We start from the raw sequence: 24,481 nt of genomic DNA on the forward strand, positions 1-24,481 counted from the left end.
ACTACTTGCCTCAGCGCTAACCACCTATATTTCGCTGCATTTTAACCTGGCTTATAATGTGGACTTGACGCTCCTGAGTATTGCCATCGTTTTCCCGCTGGTTTTTTCCATCAGGGGTTCCTTTCGGAGAAGGGAAAAGGCCCTGCAACATTTCAGCCGGTTCCGTAGCGCACTGAAGACCTTATCCTATTATATAAGTAGCACAAGCGGGTTGCAGCAGGAACAGAAGGACCACATGTTTGTCCTGCTGCAGAACATCAGTGACGAGACCATGAAACACCTCGCCTCCAACGAGGAATGTACGCAGGTCGTGGATTCCGCAATCAACGGCCTGCACGAATACCTGCAGGAACTCGGGGGCGAAGCGCCGACCAAACTCAAGGACCGGGTCTTTAAGTTTCTCAACCGCCTCCACGAGGGGTTTGAAAACCTGCACGCGATAAATACGCACCGGACCCCGGTTTCGCTCAAGGCCTACTGCCTGATTTTCATCTATGCCTTCCCGCTCATTTATGCCCCGAACATCCTGATGAACATTGGCGCCACACACCCGGATATCGTGATATTCTTTATCGTATTGCTGACCCAGTTCATCCTGATCACGCTCTATAACATTCAGGACCAGCTGGAGTATCCTTTTGATGACGATGGCCTGGATGATATCAAGCTCCAGAATTTTAAATTCGACCGCTAGCAGGCGGGAGGGCCTGTCGGGCTACTGTATATCAAGGGTCATCCGGTAGTCGTCCATGATAAAGCCGTCCCCGATATCCTTAATGGTACCCTCTCCTTTGATGAAGCCCATGCGCTGGTAAGCAGCGATGCTCGCCGTGTTGTCCTTGTTCACCGTCAGGGCAATCCGCTGGCAACCCCACTGCCGGGCCAGTTGGCGGATCCGGTCCATGGCAGCCCTGGCCAGGCCCCGCCCCCGATGCGATTTAAGGACATAGATCTTGCTGAGGAACAGGTTTTCCCCCTGGTTTTCCACGGCGAAATACCCGGCTGCTTCCCCGTCCTCCAGTAGCAGGAAATACAGGGACCCGGAGTGGGACTGCGCCCCGATAGCAGCGGCTGACTGGAACTTTTCGAGCATATAATCCACCTGGGGCTTGCCGATGATGGGGATGTAGTGCTCCCGCCAGATGGTATCGGCCAGGCCTGCGATGGTGGCAAAATCTTTCACTGAGGTAGCTTCCTGAATGCGTATCATAACGAAATCCATGTCCCGAGCACCAAATATACGGGATGGGTTACATTTCCTTCCGGTGGTGCGAATATGAATTATTGGCTACATTTACGGGACGTACCAAAACCACCTTTTCGATGAAACCACATGCCCTGCTACCGAAACCGAACCGCTTTTATCTGCTGACCCTCTGTTTGCTGCTTGCCTGCAGCCTCCCCCTGTTTCCCCAGGCAGACAGCCCGATAATCGGCCGCTGGGACCTTACCGTGGAAGCCGACGGCCGTGAATTACCCTCCTGGCTGGAAGTCAAACTTTCCGGAACCTCCACCCTGGTAGGACATTACGTGAGTTTTGCGGGTAGCGCCAGGCCCATTTCGAGGGTACATGCCGTTGACAGCACGTTTTCCTTCAGCCTGCCCCCCCAGTGGATAGGCACCCATGATATGCATGTCCAGGGCCGTGTGGACGGGGACCGCATCAGCGGGAACCTGTTGTTCCACACGGGGACCACGCATGCTTTTACCGGGGTGCGGGCGCCGGAACTGCTGCGGGAGGAACCCGCCAAATGGACCCGCCCGCGCCCGCTGATTGCCAGTTCGGGCCTGGAGGGCTGGACCACCACGCCGGGAAGCGGAACAAACCAGTGGCAGGTAGCCGACGGGGTGCTTTCGAGCGCGGTATCCGGGGCCAACCTCATGACCGTGGAATCTTTCGGGGATTTCAAGCTGCATGTGGAATTCCGGATACCCGAAGGCTCCAATTCGGGGATCTACCTCCGGGGCCGGTATGAGGTGCAGGTAGAGGACGGATACGGGAAAGAACCTGCGTCCATCTACCTCGGGGGCATCTATGGCTTCCTGTCGCCGAATGAAATGGCAGCCAGAAAGGCCGGGGAATGGCAGGTATACGATATCACCCTGGTCGGGCGGAGGGTTACCGTGGAGCTCAATGGCAAAACCATCATCCACCGGCAAATCATCCCGGGGATCACCGGGGGTGCCCTGGACAGTGCGGAATCAGAGCCCGGCCCCATCATGCTGCAGGGAGACCACGGACCGGTATCCTATCGGAATATGACCATTTCCGTACCCCAGGGCTAAAGACGGCCGCAGGGCAGAACAGGGCCCCAGGGCTGAGAAGGGCACCAGGTCGGAGGACAACTTCCATGGGTGAGGAGGACCCCAACCCAAGCCTGAAGCTATTCAGGTGACTTTTTAAACGTATTCCCAAGGGCCTCCAGGCTTTCAGGTTTCCCGTCCGCGCCCAGTTTGAATGGTACCATCAGGCGCGTCAGGGTCCGGTTTTTAAGGTCCGATCGAAAGGTGTCATAGTGCCAGTGTTCCAGACGGAATTCCGCAAATTCGTTGAATTCCAGGAGGAGGGAGCCGTCGGAAACACGCACCCGGGCCGTCCCCACCATGGGGTGGTGGTAGGTGCCCGCGTAGGCGGACAGGGGCAAGGAGGGCGAGGTACCCGCGATGCGGCCCGCCACGAGATCCGCTTCCGCTTTTTCTCCCTTTTCCCGAAGCCCGCTGTACAGGGCAAACACCTCGTCGTGCCAGTTGCGTCCCCCGGCATCCAGCGCCCAGAGGTCCATGGCCTTATACAGGATGGCATGCCGGAGTTCCGCATGATCCAGGTTGGCCAGTACGTATACGGCCGTTTTGCGGTCGCGCATGATCCCCGCGATGGCGGAGAGCCCCGGCAGGCTCCCGGTGTGGAAGTCCAGCTTCTCGCCGGCGTAGTCGTGCTGGAACCAGCCCAGGCCATAGGTGCGCCAGTGCGGTTGTGTCAATTCCTGGGTTGGGTAGAATTCGGATTCGGTCACAAAAGCATGGGGTTTGAAAAGGTAATCAAAGGTTTCCGGGCTCAGGAGCCGCTTTCCCTTGTACTCCCCATCCTGGGTAAGCATGATCAGATAGTTCTGGATATCATCCAGGCAGGTCCACATCATCCCGGCCGAACCGATCTGGTCGGAAAACCAGTAGGGGGCGGTTACCAGGTCACCGCCGGGGAGTTTTTCGTAGGGGGTGACGAAATTGCCGACCCCGGGCAGGCTGGCAGACCGGGTCTGGGTCCGGGTCATTTCCAGGGGCCCCAGGATTTCCTCGTCGATAAATTGCGTCCAGGGTTTTCCCGAAACGGATTCGATAACCGCGCCTGCCGCGGCGTACATGAGGTTGTTATACTGGAAGCCGCCCCGGATGGGGTAGGCCTTCTCGGCCAGTGCAAACCGCTCGAGGGTTTTGCCGGCAGAGACGCTGTCGAGCACCCAGAGGAGGTCCGCGGAGGCGATCCCCAGGTTGTGGGTGAGCAGGTCCTGTACCCGGGCTTCGCCCCGGATATACGGATCCGATAGGTCAAAGGCCGGCAGGTGTTTGCTGACAGGGTCGTCCCATGCCAGCTGCCCGCGGTCCACGAGGATGCCAAGCCCCATGCATACGACGGCTTTTGTGGTGGAAGCCATGGTGAAAAGGGTCTGTCCGTTCACCGGTGCCCCCGACTCCCGGTTCCGCACCCCGTAGGCCTGGGCAAATTGTACCTCCCCGTCTTTGACAACGGCCGTGATCAGGCCCGGCACTTCCCAGTCCGCCATCCCCTCCCGGATCATGGCGTCCAGCTCGGCAGGGGCATCCTGGGCCCCGGCCGGGAAGATAAAACAGGATACTACCAGTAAAAACAAGAAGGTGCGGTTGATTTTCATAGGGTTGGTTTTCAGGTGATTGCGCGGGGTATCCAAAACCTGGCCGGGCCGTTGGAAAATTTACGAAATTCTGTCCCGAAATTCCCGGGACCCGGCGTTTTCTTTCTGAAATCAAACCAGTACATTTATCCGGATCTATAAACCAACCAGATGAAAAACCACTACCTCCTGACCAGCCTGCTGGCCCTGGCCATCACCACTTCCTTTGCGCAGGACATCAACACCTATCTCCAACCCGTAAAGTTCCGGAACATTGGACCCTTCCGGGGAGGGAGGTCCACCGGGTCCTCCGGGGTGGTCGGGGATCCGCTCACCTACTACATGGGGACTACCGGGGGCGGCCTCTGGAAGACCACGGATGCCGGGCAAAAATGGACGAATATTTCCGATGGGTATTTCAAAACCGGTTCCGTGGGGGCCGTAACGGTTTCGGAGAGTCATCCCAACACCGTCTACGTGGGGATGGGCGAACACGCCCCCCGGGGGGTGATGACTTCCTACGGGGACGGGGTCTACAAATCGGAAAACGGGGGCAAGTCCTGGCAACATCTGGGCCTGGAAATGACCCGGCATATCTCGCGCATCATCGTCCACCCGACCAACCCGGACCTGGTCTGGGTAGCCGCCCAGGGCGCCCTGCACGGACCAACGAAGGAACGCGGCATCTACAAATCGGAGGACGGGGGCAAGACCTGGAAAAACGTCCTTTTCGTCAATGACCTGACCGGGTGCAGCGACCTGTCCCTGGACGTGCACAACCCCAACGTGCTTTACGCGGCCATGTGGGAACACCTCCGCAAGCCCTGGCAGGTGGTCAGCGGGGGCGCCGGAAGCGGCCTCTACAAGTCCGTGGACGGGGGGGAGACCTGGCAAAAGATCCATAAAGGCCTGCCCGAGGAGAAAGGGAAAATGGCCATTGCGGTGTCCCGGGCCAACCCGGACCGCCTCTATGCAGTAATCGAGAGCGATTCCCAGCAGGAAAAGGGCGGGCTCTTCACCTCTGCCGACGCCGGAGGCAACTGGACCCGGGTCAGCGATGACCACCGGCTGGTGCAGCGGGCCTGGTATTATATCGAACTGACGCCCGACCCCGTGGACGAACACACGGTGTATGTACTCAGCGCCTCTGCCTACCGGTCCAAAGACGGCGGTCTGACCTGGGAGGAAATCCCGACGAACCACGGGGACTACCACGACCTCTGGATCAACCCGGATAACCCCAAAAACATGGTCATTTCGGATGACGGGGGGGCAGAGATAACCTTCGACAACGGGGAGAGCTGGTCCCGGCAGGACAACATGCCAACCGCCCAGTTCTACAGGGTGGCCGTGGACAGCCTTTTCCCCTATAACCTTTACGGGGGCCAGCAGGACAATACCTCGGTGAAAATTTCGAGCATCGGGATGGGGAGTTCCGGGATCGGCAGGGAGCACTGGAGTGCCTCCGCCGGAGGGGAAAGCGCCTTCCTGGGCTTTGACCCGAAAGACCCAAAAAAAGTCATGGGGGGCAGCTACCTGGGCTATGTGGAACTGCTGGATGTGCCTTCCCAAACCGGTACCCTGGTCATGATCGAACCCAACCTGTACCTGGGCCTGCCCGCCCGGGAGATGAAATATCTCTTTAACTGGAATGCGCCCATCATCCGCTCCATGCACGAGCCGGACACTTATTACCACGGAGCCCAGTACCTGTTGCGCACCCGCGACCAGGGCCGCTCCTGGGAGGTGGTGTCGCCCGACCTGACCCGGGACCAGGACGACAAGCAGGGCAACGGCGGCGGGCCCTATACGAATGAAGCCGTCGGAGCCGAAAACTATGGGACCCTTTCCTATGTCATCGAATCCCCCCACGAGGCGGGCACGATGTATACCGGGAGCGACGACGGGTTGGTCCACCTTACCCGGGACGGGGGCGCCACCTGGAAGGATGTCACGCCGAAAGGCCTGCCCGAAACGCTGATCAACGCGATCGAGATTTCCCCCCACGACGCCGGCACCGTCTATATCGCGACTACCCGCTACAAATTCAACGATTTTTCCCCTTCCCTGTTCAAAAGCACCGATTACGGGGCCTCCTGGACCCGGATCGACCAGGGGATCCCGGACGGGGCCTATACCCGGGTGGTTCGCGAAGACCCGGTAAAAAAGGACCTGCTGGTAGCGGGCACGGAAACCGGCCTCTACCTCTCCTTCAACGGGGGCAAGGCCTGGCAGAAGTTCCAGACAAACCTGCCGGTGGTACCCGTCACCGACCTGCAAATTCGGTTCGGGGACCTGATCGTGGCTACCCAGGGAAGGTCCTTCTGGATCGGGGACGACATGGAATTGCTGCGACAATTGCCGAAGCCGGCAGGGGAGGTTGTATTATACGAGCCGGCCGATGCCGTTTACCCCAACTGGTACAGCAGCATGGACGGGCCGGACCCGAAAGGCATCCACCCTTTCGAGGGGGTGAACCCGCCCAGCGGGATGCCGGTTTATTACCAGCTGCCCGCATCTAAGGACAGTGCGGAGGTACATTTGCAAATCCGGGATGCTGACGGGATGTTGGTCCGCAGTTTCAGCTCTGTGGCAGATACTACTTACCAGGCCTATGAAGGAGCCCCGCCGAAACCCGCGGTACTCCCTAAAGCCCCCGGGCTGAACCGCTTTGTCTGGGACCTGCGCCACCAATCTTTGCCGGGGGCCCCCGAGGTGTATATCGAGGGCAGTTATTCCGGCCACCGGGCCATCCCGGGCTCCTATACCCTGGAACTCACCTACGGGAATACGAAAAAAACCAGCCGGGCTGCCATTCTGCCCAACCCCAAGCTGCCGACTACGCCGGCCGAATTTGCCGATTACCACGAATTTATGGGGGCTGCAGAGGCAACCTATACGGAAATGACGGTCATGACCAATAAGATGCGGGAGGTACAGACCCGCCTCAAAGCCCTGATAAGCCACTTGGAAGCCAACGGAAAGCAGGAGCTGGCAAGCCAGGGCCGGGAACTGGACCGCGCCATGGAGGCCTGGGACAAGACCATGGTGCAACGGCTTTCCAAGGCCTATGACGACGTGGAAAACTATGTAAACGGCTTTACGGCAGAGTACCTCACCGCAATGAATCACGGAGATAGCGGGATTCCCCGTATCAACGAGGGGACGCGCAACAAGATCGGGGAGCTCAACCAGCGCTGGCAGGGGCATAAAGCCACTGCCCGGCAGCTGCTCGATACCCGGGTGGCAGGGTTCAATACGGCCCTGAAAGAGGCCGGGGTAGGGGTGCTCTATCTGCCCCAGATGCCCTGATCGGGGTTGGAGCCGCGTTAGGTCCTGACCGTGGCAATAAAAAATTGGCGGAAGCGCCTGCAGATTCCCCGGGGCTTTGTAAATTTAGCTGACGGGGAAACAGAACACTATAATTATGAATTCCTTGAATGCCATTTACCGGATTATGGCCGGCGTGCTCCTGCTTGGCTGCACAGGTTGTGCCTCCCTCAGGCAGGAGGAAGACCCCTATGCGGAAACCTGGGAGTCGGTGGTAAAGTCACAGGACTGGAAGTACGCCCTGGAATTGAACCCCGATTCCACCACGGCCGGCCAGGCGGTCTACTTTGCCCTGCCGGACTGGAACGACGGCAGTTCGGCGGCCGCGGACCCGGAATTCGTCGAAACCTACCCGAAGCTCGTCAGCCGGGCCTATTTCCGGCTGATAGCCGAAGCCATGAAGGCGGACCGCCGCATCCGGATGTCTTTCCAGGACCTGTCTTTCCAGGTGCTGAATTCCGATGAGAAACCCAGCCGGAAACTCCTCCGGGAGTACGAAACGGCCCGCAAACGCTTTGTGGCCCACCGCCAGATGCTGGAAGGGCTGCTGACCTGGAAGGCCTTCAACACCTATGGCTCGGACGACCTGGAGTTCTTCATGCGGGAACAACTCGGGCCTTCCCTTGCGCTTTACCGGAAAGGAGCCCAACAGGAGCGGATCCTGGACTTCCTGATGACGGAGCTGGCAGACCTCTACCACAAACCCGGGGAGCCGATCCTTCTGGAATCCCTTTGATTTCCCGTATTAATCGTCAAGTAAACTTTGCAAAATGTAAAACTTGCTTTACATTTTAAATTTTTTTATATTTGTAAAGTATACTTTACTTAATGACAAATACAATTGACAATGCAATCTATAGTTATGAACAAATCGACACGTAAGAAGCAAATCGCCAACTTGGCGGCCTGGACGCTGGCCTGGGTCCTTTCCACCGCCCTGGTGGTATTCGGCAATGAATTCCTGTGGGCAGGCTCCCAATGGCTTACCGGGCTGGCCCTCCTGCTCAATGTGCTGCTGGGCATCGGCATGATCCTGTCCAACCGCAGGTTTGTAGAAGGCTCGGACGAACTTGAAAAGAAAATCCAGCTGGAATCCATGGGCCTGACCCTGGGACTCACCCTGGTGGCCGGTATCGCCTATTCCATGATGGATGTGACCAACCTGATCCCGATGGACGCGGAAATCTCCTTACTGGTGATGTTCATGGGCATCTGCTATATCGTTGCAACCCTCCTCAACAACAGGAGGTACCGGTAACCCGCCATACCCGAGCCCATGAAGAATTCCATCCGCATATTGCGCGCCGAGAAGAACTGGACCCAGGAGGATCTGGCCGGGGCCATCGGGGTATCCCGGCAAACCATCAACGCCATCGAAAAGGAGAAATTCGACCCGAGCCTGCCCACTGCTTTCCGCATCTCCCGCCTGTTCGGGAAACCTATCGAGGATATATTCCGCTTTGAGGGTTAGCCGGGGTTTTTGAGGCAGGACACATCCCGGAGATTTGTATCTTTCCGGAAAACCAACCACACATGAAAACATCCATCTCCTTACTTGCCGCAGGGCTCCTCCTGCTGGCTTCCTGCGGGGAAGCCCCCACCCGGGAAATGCCGGAAACCACCGAAACCCCTGAAGCTGCACCTGTTGACCCGGCTTACGATCCGGAAGCCCGGTTGGCGGAAATGGGGATTGAACTCCCGGAGGCCTCTTCGCCTGTGGCGAATTACGTAAACGCCGTGCGCACGGGCAACCTGATGTTCCTGGCGGGCAAGGGCCCGCGCCTGGCAGACGGCACCTATATCACCGGACAGGTGGGGGCCGACCTGACCGAGGAGGAGGGATACGAGGCAGCCCGCCTGACGGCCATCAGCCAGCTGGCCGTTTTAAAGGCCGAACTCGGGAACCTCAACCGGGTGGTCCGCATTGTCAAGGTGCACGGCATGGTCAACGCGGCACCGGGCTTTGCCAACCAGCCGGAAGTGATCAACGGGTTCTCGGACTTGATGGTGGGAGTCTTCGGTGAGCGCGGCAAGCATGCCCGGGCCGCTGTCGGCATGGGTTCACTGCCACGGGATATCGCCGTTGAGGTGGAAGTGGTGGTGGAGGTCAGGGATTAAATGATCGCTGGCCTGGCTTTGACTGACTACATCCGGTTGTTTTGCGACGGCTTCACGCGCGTACCCTAAAAAGGTCGGGCGTCTTTATTGACGGGTTCCTTAGGGATGCCCATCGTCAATATGCGGACCTGACATCCAGCAGGGTTCTGCGGACCGTTTCCTTGAATAACAGATTCTAAGCGGAACGAGTTGTCCGTTTACTTCGCACTTTATCTGGAAAATTAAAACCCCGCTGCATCGACGAAAAAATCAAATTTTACGATTATTAGTCGATGAAATGCACATTATCCATAAAAGGCTCTTCTTGATCCAATATTCAGGTGAATGAAATCAATCATACAGAATTTAGCAGCCAGATAATCTCACAAACCTGTTTATATGAATATAATTCTACTCATCAAAAATATTTATCACGAAGCCTTTGTCAATCTGGGGCATTTTATAACCAAGAACTTCTTTAAGGCCTTTGCCTGGTTTAGTTTCATGATGTTCTTTGTTGTACTGTACGCTTTTGTTTTCCGCGTATATACTGGTTTTCCATTTGATTAAAACGTTATACTGATTAAATGAAAACTCCTAGAAATATTACGTTTTTTGATCTACTGAAAGGAATCGGAAGCGTAATGATATTCTACATGATTGTTTTGGTCTCGCTATTATTTTTTGAGATCTAACACAAAATGAATTCCTGTGCCATTAGCCTTCCTGAAAGGGGAGGCTTTTTTTGATTTCCGTTGATTGTTCGCAGAAAAAAGAAAAAGGCCCCAAAACAGGAGCCTTATCAGTGCTTGTAATAGCCCCGCCAGGAGATAACTTCGCTACGCTCGTTGTTCCTAGCGGCTCCGTGTTGAAAATACAAAAACCCCGTGGCTGGCTTCGCCAACCCAGGATTTTCTTTTCTTCGCCTTCCTTACAAAAACAAGCTATTGACGGCCGGCTCATAAAATAAAACACCTCGGCATCAGCCGAGGTGTTTTTGTGCTTATTCGTAGCCCCGCTAGGAATCGAACCTAGATCCTGGGTACCGGAAACCCATATACTATCCATTGTACTACGGAGCCGTAGGGAGTGCAAAGATAAAACGATTTTGCTGTTTTCAAACAAAAAGTGTTTCGTCCTGAATGGATTGGTTATATAGTGCACAACTGTGCTGTTTCCCATAAATAATTCTACTTCACATTGTAATTGAATGCATGATTGCCGCTAAGCGGGTATTTTTTGCCCTATTAATAAATATGCAGTATTTTGATAATCAGATTCATGGAATCGATCGTAGCCTTTTCATCGAAGGAAATATCCAATAACAACCCATCAATTAATCAAACCTATTTCTTATGAAAGCAATCTGTTATTTTTTGATCTTCGGAATGTTGGCAAGTAGTTGTCAGCAAGAAAGAAAAGTGGATTATGAAGCCGAAAAGAAATCCCTTATAAGCCTGAGTGAGACCTGGTCGGACCTGGCCAATACCAAGGACGTGGACACCCTCATGTTCGGGTGGGACGAGAAAGCGATAATGATGGCGCCCGGAATGCCACCATTACGGGGGAAAGAAGAAATCCGCACCTATGTGGAGGGATTCATGGAGTTGCCCGGATCACACATCGAATGGGAACCCATAGATGTCCATATATCGGAATGCGGGGATATGGCTTACTTGATTGAGCGCAACAAGGTGACTGTAAATGATTCCCTGGGCACCCCGATGACCACGTATAATAAGGTGGTTACTATATGGAAGAAAAAGGAAGATGGCAGCTGGAAGAATGTGATAGATATGTGGAACGAAGATCCCAACGGGGAATTCTAGGAAGGGAAACAAACGGGGCTCCATTTGCTGACTTCGCAGTTCCTGGCGGGGTCCGAACATTCAAGAGACAGGAGATAATTCGGCGCCCGCTCCCACGGGGTCGCGAGAGCGCCTCATTGTTCCTGGCGGCTCCATCGGTCGGGTTCCGTTCAGGCTAAGTCATCCTTTGCCTCAATTAAATAATGATGACAAACCGCGCCTTCGGTCCGCGCCTTTAAATGGGGCGCGTATTCCGGATCCTCCATGAAATTTTGGGCAGCTTCCTTAGAAGGCCATTCCAGGATTACCCGGACCGCCGCATCCTTTTTTTCGCCTTCGAGTTGTTCGTGAGAGGCAGTTCTGGCCAAATACTTCCCGCCGTGTTTTGCAATCAACAGATTAACGGTCGGGACATAGGCCGGAATCCACGCATCCGACGTCGGTGTAACGTCCAAAACTGAATAATACCTCATGCCTGAAACATTTATATTAGCACAAAAAATATAGTATATATCTGAAAGATAGCAATTTATAGTCGATTGGGCGAAGTAATTCGACAATTGTTTCGGGCAAGACAAATCATTGGGAAAATACCTGCAATGACTTGAGAAACTCGTAAGCTGCATGGGAATGCCAAACCAGGTTTCTGGCGTTGGCTCAATCGAAAAATTATTCCAGTGATTCAAGTTTGTCCCGGGTGGCCAGACTGCCTAATTCAATGGCTTTAATCCAGGCATCGCCTTTGCCAGGAGATAACTTCGCTGCGCTCGTTGTTCCTGAGAGTGGCTCATTCTGAAAATACCAAAACTCCGGACTGCTCCGCAGCCCGGGTTTAATTTCCCTCGGCCCGCTTAAGAAAGCGCGCTTTCTGCGCGTTCCTCCGGAAATTAAACACCCCGGCGTTGGCCAGGGTGTTTTGGTGCTTATTTGTAGCCCCGCCAGGAATCGAACCTGGATCTAAAGTTTAGGAAACTTCTATTCTATCCATTGAACTACGGGGCCCCAAAAGGAGTTTGCGAATTTATGAATACTTTTTGAATCCTGCTGCCGGGGAGATTAAAAACAGCCAGTTGGAGTTACTGGCCGTGGCGGGAATGGAATGGCTCACGGCTGGCGTGTGTACTGGGATGGGCGGCAGTGCACCTGCTGGGGTTTTCCCGAAATCTTCCCTACCTTAGCAGGGAAAGGAAGGCACATGGAAACGAAGAAAAAGCACACCTTATTTATAGACGGCGCAATTTCACCTGAGTTTATCGCCGGGTCCATCTCCAAACACCAGTCCAAAACGGGGATAGGGGCCCACGACATCTTCCTGGGACAGGTGCGGGCAGACACCATTGAAGGCAAAACGGTGACCGGTATCGAATACACGGCCTACGAGGAAATGGCCCTGGAGAAGATCCATGAAATCCGGGAGGCGCTCTTTGACAAGTTCGAACTGAGCTGCATGCATATCTACCACAGCCTGGGGGAAGTACCCGTCGGGGGCATCTGCCTGTTCGTTTTTGTGTCGTCCCCCCACCGTAAGGCGGTGTTTGAGGCGCTGCACGAACTGGTGGAACGCATCAAGCAGGAACTGCCGGTCTTTGGCAAGGAATTGTTCGGGGATGCATCCTATGCCTGGAAAGTAAACAAATAGCCATGGTCGATATCACGCAGAAGCAGGTGACCCTCCGCAAGGCAACGGCCGAGGCGGTGGTGCGGGTAGGCAAACCGGATACGATCCGGGCCATCCACGAGAGGCGCGTCCCAAAGGGCGATGTGCTGGAAATGAGCAAGGCAGCGGGGTTATTGGGCGTAAAGCAAACCCCCTACCTGCTGCCGGACTGCCACCCGATACCGATCGAGGGGGCCCGGGTGGAATACGAATTTGATGGCCTGGAGATACACATCCGCCTGACGGTCATGACGAATTACAAAACCGGGGTGGAGGTGGAGGCGATGCACGGGGCCAGCGTGGTGGCACTGAACATTTACGACATGCTGAAACCTTTAGACAAAGGCATCGAGATACGCACCATCCGCCTGCTGGAAAAAACAGGAGGGAAATCCGACATCCGGCACGGGGAAATTGACGATTGAAATCTTCCGGCGCCCGCCCGGCTGATACGTATCGGATTCTATCGTCTGTTGCTTTCCTGGTCCCACCGTCGGTTACTTTCCGTATCAGCGGGTCCCTGGAGAACTAACGCAACGACCAGATTTCGTACATGGGTTCGCCCCGGCTGTTGTTGCCGGTGTGGTGCCAGTCCGGTCCCTGCCGCTCAAACTGGAAATTCAGTTCGGCACCCACCCGTGAATCGTCCCGGGAGAAAAACCGGATCACCTCCGTATAGGTTCCCTGGTCGGCCGCGTACAGGCCGCCGCCCGTTCCCATGAAGTCCATGGTCTCGCTGTTGTAGGCCACCCACTGGAAGTACCCGTCCAAAAGGAACTTCAGCGTCTTCCGCGGGGTGTCGTTGCCGCGCCTTTCCTGCCCGGTATCCGGGCCCCGGGTGGCAAACAGCCAGGCCCCGTCCAGGGGTTGCCCCAGGGCGGGCTCCTTTTTGTACGGCCGGTCCCAGTTTTCGTTGAAGATGAGGTCCCCATCCGCGTACCCGATGGAGGCTTTGTGGACTTTTTCACCGGTTTGCGCAAAGTCCGTGTTGAACTCCAGGGAGACCCGGAGGGTATCCCCCTGTGTGGTATGGAAACCGCCCATAGTCCCGATAAAATGCGCCGGCTTGCTGTCGTATATGGTATGTATCAGATAATCGTCCGATACCAGCAGGAGGTAATTCCGGACGGTATCCCCGTGCATTTCCACGGCCTTATAGGCCCCGGGGGTGATTTGTGCCTGTGAAATCGCACCGGACAGGCAACAGGCCAGCGCGAAAAAAATTAATCGTTTCATAAAGGTCTCCGAATTTGGATGACCTCTAAAATACAATATATTTCCACGCATGTAAAGGAATTCAATGCCCTGCAAATCAACAGCTTATTGGATCGGACAAGCGAAATTCAAAAAAAACCCAAAAAAGCAGCTATATTTAAAAAAAAAGTTTTCATTTGCACCCGTCAATCCCGGGGCTTAACCGGTTTTGTCTGGCTGAACATTTTGAATTGTGTTTGTATGTTCGGGTGGCTGGGAAACAGGAAGTCATACCCCGTCACGGCCTATCGGATAGGCAACCGGAGTTTAAAGCTAGCTTCCGACGATAAAGGTCCCCGCCACGCCGTATCCGGCGCATCCATCCATGCTATTCTGAAAGGGAAATTTCCAACAACAGGCTGCAAATGAAATTAATTCCCGCCGGGAACCACAAGGGACTTGCCGTCGGATTTGAAAGTCACATAGAATGAATATAACCTATCGGGATCTTATAGATCAAACGTATTATTTCCCAACCGAGGAATTTGACCTTGAGGGCGACCGCCTGCGGTTCCACGGAGTGCCGCTGATGGAGCTCATCGAGCAGTACGGGAGTCCGCTGAAGTTTACCTACCTGCCCAAGATTTCCCAGAATATCAACAGGGCCAAGGACTGGTTTGCCGAGGCGATGGAAAAACACGACTATCCCGGCAAGTACTATTATTGTTACTGCACCAAGAGTTCCCATTTCCGCTATGTCCTCCACGAGGCCCTGAAAAACGACATCCACATCGAAACCTCTTCGGCATTCGACATTAACATCGTGGAGAACCTCAAGTCCCAGGGGCTGGTCAACGACGGGACGTATGTCATCTGCAATGGCTTCAAGCGGGCAGCCTATGTGGAAAATATCGGGCGCCTGATCAACGAGGGGCACCGGAACTGCATCCCGATCATCGACAACTATGAGGAACTGGCCCTGCTGGACGAGGCCATTGAAGAACCCTTCAAGGTGGGGATCCGGATTGCCTCCGAGGAGGAACCCAAATTTGAATTCTACACCTCCCGCCTCGGGATCGGCTATAAGGACATCGTGCCCTTTTACGAAAACCAGATCCGGGACAACGACAAGGTGGAGCTGCGGATGCTGCATTTCTTCATCAACACGGGCATCAGGGACAACGCCTACTACTGGAATGAGCTCACCAAGTGCCTCAAGGTCTATGTCCGGCTCAAAAAACTCTGCCCGAGCCTGGATAGCCTGAATATCGGCGGGGGCTTCCCGACCAAGAACTCCCTGTCCTTCCAGTACGATTACGGCTATATGATTGACGAGATCGTCAACCAGATCAAGCTCACCTGCGAGGAGGGGGACGTCCCCCCGCCCAACATCTTTACGGAATTCGGCAGTTTTACCGTGGGCGAAAGCGGCGGGGCCCTCTACAAGGTCCTCTACCAGAAGCAACAGAACGACCGGGAGAAGTGGAACATGATCGACAGTTCGTTTATCACCACCCTGCCGGATTCCTGGGCCATCAACAAACGGTTCATCATGCTGCCCGTAAACCGGTGGGACGACGCCTACGAGCGGGTGCTCCTCGGGGGGCTCACCTGCGACAGCGATGACTATTACAACAGCCAGCAGGACATGAACGCCATTTACCTGCCCAAGTTCCATTCAGGCAAACCCCTGTATATCGGGTTTTTCAACACGGGGGCCTACCAGGAGACCATCGGGGGGTACGGCGGGCTGCACCATTGCCTGATCCCCCAGCCCAAACACCTGCTCATCGACCGGGACGCGCACGGGGAACTGCAGGTATCGGTTTTCAGCGAACAGCAAACGGCGGAAGACCACATGCGCATCCTCGGATACCAGCCGCAGCATGTCGAACAGCTGCAGGCATCAACCAAAAACGCTAATTGATCAACCTATGAGACAATCGAAGAATTACGCCGGGATTCCTGACGAATTCTCGCAAATGGAGAAGGCCGCGGTGGTCCTGATCCCGGTGCCTTTCGACGGCACCAGCACCTGGGGCAAAGGGGCCGACAAGGGGCCCGAGGCCTTTCTGGAGGCCTCCGAGAACATGGAGGTCTACGACATCGAGACCGGGACGGAGGTATACCGCCACGGCATTTACCTGGCCCCGCCCATCGAGGCAGACGAACCTGAGGACCTTGTAGACGAGGTGCACGACCAGGTAAAGGATTTTATCAAGCGCAACAAGTTCGTGACGCTCATCGGGGGGGAACATTCCCTCTCCATCGGATCCATCCGCGCCTTCAACGAGTGTTTCGACGACCTGACCGTCCTGCATATCGATGCCCATGCCGACCTGCGGAAAACCTATGACGGAACCCCCTACAGCCATGCATGCGCGGTGCACGAGGCCTCCCAGACCACCAACCTGGTACAGGTGGGCATCCGGAGCATGGATGCCATCGAAAAGACCTATATGGATACGGAAAGGGTGTTTTTTGCCCAGGAAATGGCCACGGATGAGTTCTGGATGGACAAGGTGATCGACCAGCTTTCCGACAACGTATTCATTACCTTTGACCTGGATGCCCTGGACCCGTCCATCCTGCCGTCCACCGGTACCCCGGAACCCGGGGGGTTGTTCTGGTACGAGACCCTGGATTTCCTCCGGCAGGTCTTTGAAGAAAAGAACGTGGTGGGTTTTGATATCGTGGAACTCTGCCCGAACCCGGCCGACCGTTCTTCCGATTTCCTGGCGGCCAAGCTGTATTACAAAATGTTGAGTTATAAATTCAGGGAAGATACCCCCGACGGGGACGCGGATGCCGGAGCCGGCAACGCGAAGCCCCGCCCTTCGGGTCTTGCCTCCAAATACGACGAAGACGATGACTACTGAGAAAGGAGCCATTACCGATTTTATCACCAAATACTTCCTGCATTTCAATGCGGCCGCCCTGGTGGATGCCGCAAAGGGGTACCAGGACCAGCTGGACCAGGGTGCCAAAATGCTGGTATCTCTTGCCGGTGCGATGAGTACGGCCGAACTCGGCCGGATTTTCGCCGAGATGATCCGCCAGGACAAGGTGCATATCATCAGTTGCACGGGTGCCAACCTGGAGGAGGATATCATGAACCTGGTGGCCCACAGCCATTACCGGCGGGTACCGGAGTACCGGGACCTCACCCCCCAGGATGAGTGGGCCCTGCTGGAAAAGGGCCTGAACCGGGTGACCGACACCTGCATCCCGGAGGAGGAGGCCTTCCGCCGCCTGCAGGAACACATCTTCAAGATCTGGAAGAATGCCGAAGAGGCGGGGGAGCGCTATTTCCCGCACGAATTCATGTATAAAATGCTGCTTTCCGGGGTCCTGGAACCCTACTACGAGATCGACCTGAAGAATTCCTGGATGTATGCGGCCGCCGAAAAGAACCTACCCCTGGTGTGCCCGGGATGGGAAGACAGCACCATGGGGAACATCTTTGCCTCCTATGTGGTCAAGGGCGAACTCAAGGCCAGCACCATGAAGTCCGGGATCGAGTACATGACCTACCTGGCCGACTGGTATACGGCCAATTCCGGAAAGGGGATCGGGTTCTTCCAGATCGGGGGCGGCATCGCCGGCGATTTCCCCATTTGCGTGGTGCCCATGCTCTACCAGGACCTGGAGCGGACCGACACCCCGTTCTGGAGCTATTTCTGCCAGATCAGCGACAGTACCACCAGCTACGGCTCCTATTCCGGGGCGGTCCCGAACGAAAAAATCACCTGGGGCAAGCTGGGCATCGACACCCCCAAATTTATCGTGGAGAGCGATGCAACTATTGTTGCGCCATTAATTTTTGCTTACCTTTTGAACATGTAATTATGGACAACCTTAAGCGCGTCATTGTAGATTTTAAGAAACTGACTCCCGAGGTGCTGAAGCTCCTTGTCGAAAAATACCCCGACGGGTACGACGACGACCACATCATCACCTTCAGGAATGCACAGGGCGAACGCGTGGAAGCCGTTGAAGTGACAACGGACGATACCAAATACCTCGTAAAGATCAGTGCCAAGCTCGAGAAGACCATGGCCAATTACGACGAGGAAGACTACGAGGATTTTGACGACGACGATCCGGAGGCCATCCCGGATATCGAGATGGAATCCGACGAGGATTCCGACCTCTAACCCCTTCGAATTACAATGGAAAAGGCATCCTTTCACCTGTCCCTCCCCTGTCGCAGCATCAGTGCCACCCGTGCGTTTTACGTAGATATCCTGGGCGCAAAAGCCGGGAGGCAATCCAGCCAGTGGGTGGACATCGACCTGTACGGCAACCAGATTACCTTTACCAAAACCGGGCCGTTCAACTTCCAGTACCAATCCTATAAGTTCGAGGATTCCGTATTGCCTGCCTTCCACTTCGGGGTGCTCGTTTCGGGTCCCGAGCTGGAGGAATTGCTGCACCGCCTCGAGGGCCTTTCCCTGGAGCTGCCGGTGAATACGCTTTTCCTTCAGGATAAGCCCGGTGCCCACCGGTCTTTTTTTGTAGAGGACCCCAATGGTTTTATGGTGGAGTTCAAAAACTTCCTGAACCCCGGGGATGTTTTCCGGACCGAATAGGCCCGCCGCCGGATTTCCGCCGGATTTTTCAAACTGAACAACCGCATGAAGCAATTACCAACGCTCGGCAGCGAAGAATGGTGCATTTTTGAAGACCTGGGGATCCCGGCCATCAAGGCGCGGGTGGATTCCGGGGCAAAAACCTCCTCCATCCAGGCCACCAATGTCAAGGTTTTTATGAAGCACGGGGAGGAGTGGGTGCATTTTGAGGTGCACCCCCTGCAGGATACGCGGAGTATCACCATCCCCTGCGAGGCGAAGCTCGTGGACCGGCGGTATGTAAAGAGTTCTTCCGGGATTACCGATGAACGCCTGGTGATCCGGACAAAGGTAAAGATGGGCGGCGACGCCTTCGATATCGAACTGACCCTGGCCAGCCGGGATACGATGGAATACCGGATGCTGCTCGGGCGGGAGGCCCTGTCCGGGCGCTACCTGGTCAACCCGGCCGCCAGTTTTTGCAAACAGGGGTTCACCGATGCGGAAATCGAGGGGAAATACAAACCCTACCGCCCGAATCGCACCGGGCTGAAAATTGCCCTGCTGGCCAGCAACCCGCAACTCTACAGCAACAAACGCATCATGGAAGCCGCCCAGGCGAGGGGGCACGAAATCGTCTTCCTCAATGTGGAACTGGCCTATATGAAGCTCGACGCGCATTCCCCCGAGATCCGCTACCGGGGCGGCAACATCCTCAATGAATTCGACGCCATCATCCCCCGGATCAAGCCGGCCGTCACCTTTTACGGCTGCGCCCTGATCCGCCAATTCGACAACCTGGGGGTCTACTGCCTGAACTCGGCCGAGGCCATTACGCAGTCCAGGGATAAGTTGTTTGCCTCCCAGTTGTTTTCCCGCCACGACATCCACATCCCCATTACCGGGTTTGCCAAATCGCCCAATGACACCAAGGATCTGATCAAGATGGTCAACGGGGCGCCCCTCATCATCAAACTGCTGGAAAGCACCCAGGGGAAAGGGGTGGTACTGGCGGAGACGAACAAAGCGGCGGAAAGCGTAATCAACGCCTTTAAAAGCGTTCAGACCAACATCCTGGTACAGGAATTTATCAAGGAGGCGAACGGCCAGGACATCCGGTGTTTTGTGATCAATAACAAGGTGGTGGCCTCCATGCAACGCCAGGCCGAAAAAGGGGAATTCCGCGCCAACATCCACCAGGGCGGCAGTGCCTCCCCGGTAAAGATCACCTCGGAGGAGCGAAAGCTGGCCATAAAGGCATCCAAGGTGCTCAACCTGGCCGTGGCCGGGGTGGATATCATCCGTTCCAATAAAGGGCCGCTGCTGCTGGAGGTAAATTCATCCCCTGGCCTGGAAGGTATCGAAAACGCCACCGGGAAGGATATTGCAGACAGCATGATCCGAGCCATCGAAAAGAAACTCAGCTACACGCCAGTCTAAGGCGGGATCCGCTCAGCCTTGAAGCGCCCGCAGCTCCCGGAGCATGGCGGACGTCGTTTTCTCCAAATCGTACTCCGGGCGCCAGCCCCAATCGGATCGCGCCTGGGAATCATCGATACTGCTGGGCCAGGAATCGGCGATGTCCTGCCGGAAATCGGGTTCGTAGGCGATCTCGAAACTGGGGATTTCCCTGCGGATAGCCCCCGCCAGCTCGGCCGGGCTGAAACTCATCGCATTCAGGTTGTAGGACGAACGGACGCCCAGGGAATCCCCGTCGGCCCGCATCAGTTCGATGGTGGCGCGGATGGCATCGTCCATATACATCATGGGCAGGCGGGTATTCGGCCCGAGGAAACAGGTATAGCTGCCGCTGCGGAGCGCCTCGTGGAAGATCTCCACGGCATAGTCCGTGGTTCCCCCGCCGGGCTGGGTCTTCCAGCTAATGAGCCCCGGGTAGCGGAGGCTGCGGACGTCCACGCCGAATTTCCGGTGGTAATAGGCGCACCACCGTTCCCCGGATTGCTTGCTGATCCCGTACACCGTGCTGGGCTCCATCACAGTGGCCTGGGGGGTATTTTCTTTGGGCGTCGTACTGCCGAAAACGGCGATGCTGGATGGCCAGAACACCCGGGAGATCTTCTTTTCCTTGGCCAGTTTCAGGACGTTGAACAGGGTGTTCATGTTCAGGTTCCAGGCGCGGTCCGGGAATTTCTCGGCGGTGGCACTGAGCATGGCGGCCATCAGGTAGATCTCATCCACCCCGTAGTGGACCACCACCTCTTCCATGGCATCGGCGTTGGTGGCATCCAGGATTTCAAAGGGGCCGGAATCCATCAGCCCGGCGTCCCCTTCCCTTATATCGCTCGCCACGACCGATTCCGACCCGTGCAGGTCCCTGAGCGCCAGGGTGAGTTCGGTGCCAATTTGCCCGCAGGCGCCCAGTATCAGAATTGTCTTGGCCATGGAAGGATCTCTTATTATAAGCGTGGCCAAAGATAACTCTTTGTAAATTTGTACCTTCGGATTATGCGAATTTTGTCTGCCATGCTCCTGCTCCTGGGCACCCTAGCCGGCTGCCAGCAACCCGTACGGGAGGCCCCCGCGGAACTACCTGCGGTGGAGGCGGCCGATACGCTTCCCCTGCCCGCACCCCTGGCTTTAAATGCTTCCGCACGGAACACCCTGGAAAACTGGGGGGCCTTCCGCACCCTTGAAGACCGGATTGAATCGGTCTACGCGATCCGGGGCCCCGAAGACATGGAACTCAAGCTGGAGGAACTCGCCGAGGACTTCCAGGCGCTGGAAGATTCGGAGTATCCGCAGGCCTTTGACCTTCCCGCTGTCAGGAGCCGGGAGCGGGTGGTGCGCACCTTCCTTTTCAAGACCCAGGCCGCCATCTATTACCGGCGGGATTACCGACCTGCCCTCCGGCAGTTCCTCGAAGCCTACAACGCCCTGCGGGAACAGCTCAACCGGGTGGAATCCAACCAGCTCGACCCAAGCCTTTTTCGGGATAATCCGGTAAATCAAAACGAACAGAATGAACAGGATGAATAAAACCCTTATGGCACTCATGTGCTGCCTCCCCCTGGCGCTGGCTGCACAGGAAAACGACAAACAGGCACTGGACAGCCTGCTTACGGCCTGGCACCAGGCGGCGTCAGATGCTGATTTTGATGCGTATTTCGGGTTGATGGCCCCCGGGGCGGCCTTTATCGGCACCGATGCCTCGGAAAACTGGGACAAGGAGGCATTCATGGCTTTCTCCCGGCCCTACTTTGAGCAGGGGAAGGCCTGGTCCTTCAAGGCGGTCCAACGGAACATCTATCTGGGCCCGGACGGAAAAACGGCCTGGTTTGACGAACTGCTGGACACCTGGATGCAACTTTGCAGGGGCTCCGGAGCAGCGGTGAAAACACCCGGGGGCTGGAAAATTGCCCATTACGTGTTGTCGATGACCATACCCAACGAAGAGGTAGACGGCGCCATCCTCCTCAAAAAAGCCAGTGACAGCCTGGTACGTGCCCGCCTGTCTGGCGAAATACAGGATTAAACCTGAACCCTATGAAGAAAAACCTGTTTGCGGGCCTTGCGATCTGGGCGCTGCTGATACTGGCCTCCTGCCGGAGTGAACCGGCACCGGAGGTGACCGCCACTACTTTTTATGAAACCGAATTATTCCGCCAGGTGCAGTTGGCGGGGGTGTTCGAAGATTCCAAGACCTTTGTGGACCTCCTGCGTGACGCGCCTTTCGAGGAACTTGAACAGGAGTACCTGACGGCCCGGGAGGAACCGGGTTTTGACCTCAGGGCCTTTGTATCCGAACACTTCCGGGAAGCCCCTTCCCGCCAGGCGCAGTTCGAAACCGATACCACCCGCACCATGAGCGAGCATATCAGCCGGATGTGGGATGTGCTGCTACGAGGCCCAGATCCGGACTCTCTCTATTCGTCCCGGATCCCCCTGCCGTATGAATATATCGTCCCCGGCGGGCGATTCAAGGAAATCTACTACTGGGACAGCTATTTTACCATGCTGGGCCTCGTTGCCGACGGGCGGGAGGACCTGGCTGAAAATATGCTCGCCAACTTTGGCCACCTGATCGATTCCATCGGGTTTATCCCGAATGGTACGCGGGATTATTACCTCACGCGTTCCCAGCCGCCTTTTTTCAGCATGATGGTAGCCCTGCTGGCACAGCGGGATTCCGCCCTGTTGCCCGAATACCTGCCCAGGGTTGAGAAGGAATACGCCTACTGGATGGAAGGCGCCTCCGCCATTGGGGCCGGGCAGGCGGTTAACCGGGTCGTCCGCCTGCAGGGGGACACCCTGATGAACCGCTACTGGGACAGCGGCCGGACCCCCAGGCCGGAGTCGTACCGGGAGGACGTGGAACTGGCCGCCGAACTGGCCACGGAAGCAGAAAAGGAGGCCCTGTATGCCAACCTGAGGGCCGCTGCCGCCTCGGGATGGGATTTCAGCAGCCGCTGGTACGAGCAGGAAGGCGAATTTGCCTCTACTCAGACCACCGAACTCCTGCCGGTAGACCTCAACTGCCTGATGTATTTTATGGAGGACCTCCTGGCCAAAGGATACCGCAGGCAGGGGGAACCGGGGAAAGCTTCGGAAATGCAGTTGCGGGCAGAACGACGCGCCCGGCTGATCGCCGACCTGTTCTGGGACCCCGGGGAGGAGTTCTTCACGGATTATGATTTTGTGGACGGGGAACGCACGGGAGAGGTAACCCTGGCGGGCACTTTCCCACTCTACTTCGGCATTGCCTCCCAGCAACAGGCCGCGGCTGTTCGCTCGCGACTATTGGAAGATTTCCTGGGGCCGGGTGGCCTGGTCACCACCCTGAAGGCCTCCGGCCAGCAATGGGATGCCCCGAACGGTTGGGCGCCGTTGCAATGGATGGCCGTGGATGGGTTGCTGCGTTATGGGTACACTGAGGAGGCCGTGGCGATCGCCGGCCGCTGGCTGGGCCTGAACCGTAAGGTATATGGGGATACCGGCAAAATGTTGGAAAAATACAACGTGATGGATACCACCCTGCTCTCCGGCGGGGGGGAATATCCGACCCAGGACGGGTTCGGCTGGTCCAACGGGGTTGCCCTCGGTTTCAGGGAATTGCTGAGAAAACCGGAGGGGAGCCGGATAATGCCCGAATAGCCCCAAGTTGACCGTTTAGTTGTCCGTGGTGGTGGTGTCCTGCTCCTTGCGGGACTCCAGCGCCTGTTTGCTCAGGCTGGCCAGGTTGAAATTCGGGTCCATGGCCAGTGCCTCGTCAAAACTGGCGATGGCCTTATCGATATTGTTGCGGTTCATGCCATACTGGGCCAGGCCGCGGAGGTGGATCAGGGCAGACTTCAGGGATACCTCATAGGGCTGTTGCCTTTCGTAAAAGGCATACTTCATATCATCCGTGGCGTTTTCAATCCCATACTCGATGGCGGAAAGCGCCCCGGCATTTTCGCCCACCTGGATTTTCAGGTCGGCAATTTCATAGGACAGATAGGCATTGGGGTTGCGGTCGAACAGGGCTTCGAAGTGCTCCAAAGCCCGCTTGGGCTGGTTGAGGGACTTCAGGGAAAGGGCTTTGACCTGCAGGGCGATGTCGGAATCCTCCGGGCCCAGCTCCACGCCAAGCAGGTTCAGGGCCTGCATATGCTGTTCGTTGTTGGCGTATACATAGGCCAGGGTATCGCGGCGCTCCACGGAGTAGTCCAGGATATTCAGGTGGGTCAGGGCGTTGATCACACCGCGGACATCCCCCTGGATTGCCATTTGCCGGTAATACTCCTCGTAGTGCTTTTTAAGGGCTGCATCGGTCTGTGCCTGCATTTGGAAACCTGCCGAGAGCAGGACCAGCCATACCAGTTTTTTCATTTTCAAAAATCTTATAGGTGGGCAAAATTACGTTATTTTTTCCATCCACGCCAGCCTTTTGGTTTGAGGAAGAATTGGTTAGGCGGGCGGATCACTGCAGGACCTCCATTATTTGGATGCGCGGTG

26 protein-coding genes and 2 tRNA genes are annotated in these 24,481 nt (G+C 56.0%); 20 read left to right on the top strand and 8 right to left on the bottom strand.

The genetic code is table 11. From position 1 onward, the window contains the following. The first annotated feature begins 58 nt into the window (after positions 1–58). Positions 59–694, top strand: coding sequence for a hypothetical protein (locus H7F20_RS03905; protein ID WP_370588471.1), 636 nt, complete (start codon positions 59–61; stop codon positions 692–694). Positions 695–715: 21 nt separating this feature from the next. Here the strand turns inward: H7F20_RS03905 and H7F20_RS03910 are convergent, their stop codons facing one another. Further along, entirely contained in the window at positions 716–1,222 is a 507-nt protein-coding gene (locus tag H7F20_RS03910; RefSeq protein ID WP_185784814.1) for a GNAT family N-acetyltransferase, read from the bottom strand. Between the two features lie 101 nt (positions 1,223–1,323). Between H7F20_RS03910 and H7F20_RS03915 the strand changes: the two genes are divergently transcribed. Next, positions 1,324–2,286: a DUF1080 domain-containing protein gene (locus tag H7F20_RS03915; RefSeq protein ID WP_185784815.1), complete on the top strand. Its 963-nt coding sequence runs from the start codon at positions 1,324–1,326 to the stop codon at positions 2,284–2,286. Between the two features lie 98 nt (positions 2,287–2,384). Here the strand turns inward: H7F20_RS03915 and H7F20_RS03920 are convergent, their stop codons facing one another. Beyond that, entirely contained in the window at positions 2,385–3,890 is a 1,506-nt protein-coding gene (locus H7F20_RS03920; RefSeq protein ID WP_185784816.1) for a serine hydrolase, read from the bottom strand. Between the two features lie 150 nt (positions 3,891–4,040). Between H7F20_RS03920 and H7F20_RS03925 the strand changes: the two genes are divergently transcribed. The 6 genes from H7F20_RS03925 (at position 4,041) to H7F20_RS16020 (ending at position 9,866) form a co-directional block, all read left to right on the top strand. Next, complete coding sequence (locus H7F20_RS03925) at positions 4,041–7,181, top strand: glycosyl hydrolase (protein ID WP_185784817.1); 3,141 nt, start codon at positions 4,041–4,043, stop codon at positions 7,179–7,181. A 115-nt stretch (positions 7,182–7,296) separates the two neighbouring features. Beyond that, a complete protein-coding gene (locus H7F20_RS03930) occupies positions 7,297–7,935 on the top strand; it encodes a hypothetical protein (protein ID WP_185784818.1) in 639 nt (212 codons plus the stop codon). Between the two features lie 126 nt (positions 7,936–8,061). Next, a complete protein-coding gene (locus tag H7F20_RS03935) occupies positions 8,062–8,457 on the top strand; it encodes a hypothetical protein (protein ID WP_255443980.1) in 396 nt (131 codons plus the stop codon). 18 nt (positions 8,458–8,475) lie between these two features. Beyond that, positions 8,476–8,670, top strand: a complete 195-nt coding sequence (locus tag H7F20_RS03940) for a helix-turn-helix transcriptional regulator (RefSeq protein WP_185784820.1) — start codon at positions 8,476–8,478, stop codon at positions 8,668–8,670. A gap of 62 nt (positions 8,671–8,732) precedes the next feature. Then, entirely contained in the window at positions 8,733–9,317 is a 585-nt protein-coding gene (locus H7F20_RS03945; RefSeq protein WP_185784821.1) for a RidA family protein, read from the top strand. Positions 9,318–9,695: 378 nt separating this feature from the next. Next, positions 9,696–9,866, top strand: coding sequence for a DUF6747 family protein (locus tag H7F20_RS16020; RefSeq protein ID WP_370588472.1), 171 nt, complete (start codon positions 9,696–9,698; stop codon positions 9,864–9,866). A gap of 440 nt (positions 9,867–10,306) precedes the next feature. Here the strand turns inward: H7F20_RS16020 and H7F20_RS03950 are convergent. Then, positions 10,307–10,378: transfer RNA gene (locus H7F20_RS03950), tRNA-Arg, on the bottom strand. 273 nt (positions 10,379–10,651) lie between these two features. On the opposite strand from H7F20_RS03950, the gene H7F20_RS03955 reads away from it, so the two are divergent. Beyond that, positions 10,652–11,125 (top strand): nuclear transport factor 2 family protein, encoded by a 474-nt coding sequence (locus H7F20_RS03955; protein WP_185784822.1) that lies wholly within the window; start codon positions 10,652–10,654, stop codon positions 11,123–11,125. A gap of 149 nt (positions 11,126–11,274) precedes the next feature. Here H7F20_RS03955 and H7F20_RS03960 read toward each other — a convergent pair whose 3' ends face one another. Beyond that, positions 11,275–11,577, bottom strand: a complete 303-nt coding sequence (locus tag H7F20_RS03960) for a DUF1330 domain-containing protein (protein ID WP_185784823.1) — start codon at positions 11,575–11,577, stop codon at positions 11,275–11,277. Between the two features lie 457 nt (positions 11,578–12,034). Then, a tRNA-Arg gene (locus H7F20_RS03965) sits at positions 12,035–12,106 on the bottom strand. A gap of 193 nt (positions 12,107–12,299) precedes the next feature. Between H7F20_RS03965 and H7F20_RS03970 the strand changes: the two genes are divergently transcribed. Both H7F20_RS03970 and moaC read left to right on the top strand, forming a co-directional pair. Next, positions 12,300–12,743 carry a molybdenum cofactor biosynthesis protein MoaE gene (locus H7F20_RS03970; RefSeq protein WP_185784824.1) on the top strand — a complete coding sequence of 148 codons (444 nt, stop codon included), beginning with the start codon at positions 12,300–12,302 and terminating at the stop codon, positions 12,741–12,743. Between the two features lie 2 nt (positions 12,744–12,745). Next, complete coding sequence (gene moaC, locus H7F20_RS03975) at positions 12,746–13,186, top strand: cyclic pyranopterin monophosphate synthase MoaC (protein WP_185784825.1); 441 nt, start codon at positions 12,746–12,748, stop codon at positions 13,184–13,186. A 103-nt stretch (positions 13,187–13,289) separates the two neighbouring features. On the opposite strand, the gene H7F20_RS03980 is transcribed toward moaC, so the two are convergent. Further along, positions 13,290–13,997 carry a hypothetical protein gene (locus H7F20_RS03980; protein ID WP_185784826.1) on the bottom strand — a complete coding sequence of 236 codons (708 nt, stop codon included), beginning with the start codon at positions 13,995–13,997 and terminating at the stop codon, positions 13,290–13,292. A gap of 445 nt (positions 13,998–14,442) precedes the next feature. On the opposite strand from H7F20_RS03980, the gene H7F20_RS03985 reads away from it, so the two are divergent. Genes H7F20_RS03985 through rimK form a run of 6 tightly spaced genes read left to right on the top strand, consistent with a single transcriptional unit; the run spans position 14,443 to position 19,966 of the window. Continuing rightward, positions 14,443–15,882: an arginine decarboxylase gene (locus tag H7F20_RS03985; RefSeq protein ID WP_185784827.1), complete on the top strand. Its 1,440-nt coding sequence runs from the start codon at positions 14,443–14,445 to the stop codon at positions 15,880–15,882. Positions 15,883–15,889: 7 nt separating this feature from the next. Continuing rightward, on the top strand, positions 15,890–16,834 hold the full coding sequence (gene speB / locus H7F20_RS03990; protein ID WP_185784828.1) for an agmatinase: 945 nt from the start codon (positions 15,890–15,892) through the stop codon (positions 16,832–16,834). Next, positions 16,824–17,801 (top strand): deoxyhypusine synthase family protein, encoded by a 978-nt coding sequence (locus tag H7F20_RS03995; RefSeq protein WP_185784829.1) that lies wholly within the window; start codon positions 16,824–16,826, stop codon positions 17,799–17,801. The genes speB and H7F20_RS03995 overlap by 11 nt, the downstream gene beginning before the upstream one ends. Positions 17,802–17,803: 2 nt before the next feature. Further along, positions 17,804–18,112, top strand: a complete 309-nt coding sequence (locus H7F20_RS04000; RefSeq protein ID WP_185784830.1) for a hypothetical protein — start codon at positions 17,804–17,806, stop codon at positions 18,110–18,112. 15 nt (positions 18,113–18,127) lie between these two features. After that, positions 18,128–18,547, top strand: a complete 420-nt coding sequence (locus tag H7F20_RS04005; RefSeq protein ID WP_185784831.1) for a VOC family protein — start codon at positions 18,128–18,130, stop codon at positions 18,545–18,547. A 45-nt stretch (positions 18,548–18,592) separates the two neighbouring features. After that, the gene (gene rimK / locus H7F20_RS04010; protein ID WP_185784832.1) at positions 18,593–19,966 is read left to right on the top strand and encodes a 30S ribosomal protein S6--L-glutamate ligase; all 1,374 of its coding nucleotides are present in this window, start codon (positions 18,593–18,595) and stop codon (positions 19,964–19,966) included. A gap of 12 nt (positions 19,967–19,978) precedes the next feature. Here the strand turns inward: rimK and H7F20_RS04015 are convergent, their stop codons facing one another. After that, positions 19,979–20,929, bottom strand: a complete 951-nt coding sequence (locus tag H7F20_RS04015; RefSeq protein WP_185784833.1) for an NAD-dependent epimerase/dehydratase family protein — start codon at positions 20,927–20,929, stop codon at positions 19,979–19,981. Positions 20,930–20,992: 63 nt separating this feature from the next. On the opposite strand from H7F20_RS04015, the gene H7F20_RS04020 reads away from it, so the two are divergent. Genes H7F20_RS04020 through H7F20_RS04030 form a run of 3 tightly spaced genes read left to right on the top strand, consistent with a single transcriptional unit; the run spans position 20,993 to position 23,638 of the window. Further along, on the top strand, positions 20,993–21,523 hold the full coding sequence (locus H7F20_RS04020; RefSeq protein ID WP_185784834.1) for a hypothetical protein: 531 nt from the start codon (positions 20,993–20,995) through the stop codon (positions 21,521–21,523). After that, complete coding sequence (locus tag H7F20_RS04025; protein WP_370588473.1) at positions 21,507–22,019, top strand: nuclear transport factor 2 family protein; 513 nt, start codon at positions 21,507–21,509, stop codon at positions 22,017–22,019. The genes H7F20_RS04020 and H7F20_RS04025 overlap by 17 nt, the downstream gene beginning before the upstream one ends. Before the next feature lie 11 nt (positions 22,020–22,030). Continuing rightward, a complete protein-coding gene (locus tag H7F20_RS04030) occupies positions 22,031–23,638 on the top strand; it encodes a trehalase family glycosidase (protein WP_185784835.1) in 1,608 nt (535 codons plus the stop codon). A gap of 15 nt (positions 23,639–23,653) precedes the next feature. Here the strand turns inward: H7F20_RS04030 and H7F20_RS04035 are convergent, their stop codons facing one another. Continuing rightward, positions 23,654–24,355 (bottom strand): hypothetical protein, encoded by a 702-nt coding sequence (locus tag H7F20_RS04035; RefSeq protein WP_185784836.1) that lies wholly within the window; start codon positions 24,353–24,355, stop codon positions 23,654–23,656. Between the last annotated feature and the right edge of the window lie 126 nt (positions 24,356–24,481).

This window comes from Robiginitalea sp. SC105, assembly GCF_014243345.1.
GTDB lineage: Bacteria > Bacteroidota > Bacteroidia > Flavobacteriales > Flavobacteriaceae > Robiginitalea.

What these genes read in the sequence shown, in the direction of transcription:
- H7F20_RS03910 (WP_185784814.1), bottom strand. Translation starts at nt 1,222, where the DNA reads ATGGATTTCGTTATGATACGCATTCAGGAAGCTACCTCAGTGAAAGAT.
- H7F20_RS03915 (WP_185784815.1), top strand. Translation starts at nt 1,324, where the DNA reads ATGAAACCACATGCCCTGCTACCGAAACCGAACCGCTTTTATCTGCTG.
- H7F20_RS03920 (WP_185784816.1), bottom strand. Translation starts at nt 3,890, where the DNA reads ATGAAAATCAACCGCACCTTCTTGTTTTTACTGGTAGTATCCTGTTTT.
- H7F20_RS03925 (WP_185784817.1), top strand. Translation starts at nt 4,041, where the DNA reads ATGAAAAACCACTACCTCCTGACCAGCCTGCTGGCCCTGGCCATCACC.
- H7F20_RS03930 (WP_185784818.1), top strand. Translation starts at nt 7,297, where the DNA reads ATGAATTCCTTGAATGCCATTTACCGGATTATGGCCGGCGTGCTCCTG.
- H7F20_RS03935 (WP_255443980.1), top strand. Translation starts at nt 8,062, where the DNA reads ATGAACAAATCGACACGTAAGAAGCAAATCGCCAACTTGGCGGCCTGG.
- H7F20_RS03940 (WP_185784820.1), top strand. Translation starts at nt 8,476, where the DNA reads ATGAAGAATTCCATCCGCATATTGCGCGCCGAGAAGAACTGGACCCAG.
- H7F20_RS03945 (WP_185784821.1), top strand. Translation starts at nt 8,733, where the DNA reads ATGAAAACATCCATCTCCTTACTTGCCGCAGGGCTCCTCCTGCTGGCT.
- H7F20_RS16020 (WP_370588472.1), top strand. Translation starts at nt 9,696, where the DNA reads ATGAATATAATTCTACTCATCAAAAATATTTATCACGAAGCCTTTGTC.
- H7F20_RS03955 (WP_185784822.1), top strand. Translation starts at nt 10,652, where the DNA reads ATGAAAGCAATCTGTTATTTTTTGATCTTCGGAATGTTGGCAAGTAGT.
- H7F20_RS03960 (WP_185784823.1), bottom strand. Translation starts at nt 11,577, where the DNA reads ATGAGGTATTATTCAGTTTTGGACGTTACACCGACGTCGGATGCGTGG.
- H7F20_RS03970 (WP_185784824.1), top strand. Translation starts at nt 12,300, where the DNA reads ATGGAAACGAAGAAAAAGCACACCTTATTTATAGACGGCGCAATTTCA.
- moaC (WP_185784825.1), top strand. Translation starts at nt 12,746, where the DNA reads ATGGTCGATATCACGCAGAAGCAGGTGACCCTCCGCAAGGCAACGGCC.
- H7F20_RS03980 (WP_185784826.1), bottom strand. Translation starts at nt 13,997, where the DNA reads ATGAAACGATTAATTTTTTTCGCGCTGGCCTGTTGCCTGTCCGGTGCG.
- H7F20_RS03985 (WP_185784827.1), top strand. Translation starts at nt 14,443, where the DNA reads ATGAATATAACCTATCGGGATCTTATAGATCAAACGTATTATTTCCCA.
- speB (WP_185784828.1), top strand. Translation starts at nt 15,890, where the DNA reads ATGAGACAATCGAAGAATTACGCCGGGATTCCTGACGAATTCTCGCAA.
- H7F20_RS03995 (WP_185784829.1), top strand. Translation starts at nt 16,824, where the DNA reads ATGACTACTGAGAAAGGAGCCATTACCGATTTTATCACCAAATACTTC.
- H7F20_RS04000 (WP_185784830.1), top strand. Translation starts at nt 17,804, where the DNA reads ATGGACAACCTTAAGCGCGTCATTGTAGATTTTAAGAAACTGACTCCC.
- H7F20_RS04005 (WP_185784831.1), top strand. Translation starts at nt 18,128, where the DNA reads ATGGAAAAGGCATCCTTTCACCTGTCCCTCCCCTGTCGCAGCATCAGT.
- rimK (WP_185784832.1), top strand. Translation starts at nt 18,593, where the DNA reads ATGAAGCAATTACCAACGCTCGGCAGCGAAGAATGGTGCATTTTTGAA.
- H7F20_RS04015 (WP_185784833.1), bottom strand. Translation starts at nt 20,929, where the DNA reads ATGGCCAAGACAATTCTGATACTGGGCGCCTGCGGGCAAATTGGCACC.
- H7F20_RS04020 (WP_185784834.1), top strand. Translation starts at nt 20,993, where the DNA reads ATGCGAATTTTGTCTGCCATGCTCCTGCTCCTGGGCACCCTAGCCGGC.
- H7F20_RS04025 (WP_370588473.1), top strand. Translation starts at nt 21,507, where the DNA reads ATGAACAGGATGAATAAAACCCTTATGGCACTCATGTGCTGCCTCCCC.
- H7F20_RS04030 (WP_185784835.1), top strand. Translation starts at nt 22,031, where the DNA reads ATGAAGAAAAACCTGTTTGCGGGCCTTGCGATCTGGGCGCTGCTGATA.
- H7F20_RS04035 (WP_185784836.1), bottom strand. Translation starts at nt 24,355, where the DNA reads ATGAAAAAACTGGTATGGCTGGTCCTGCTCTCGGCAGGTTTCCAAATG.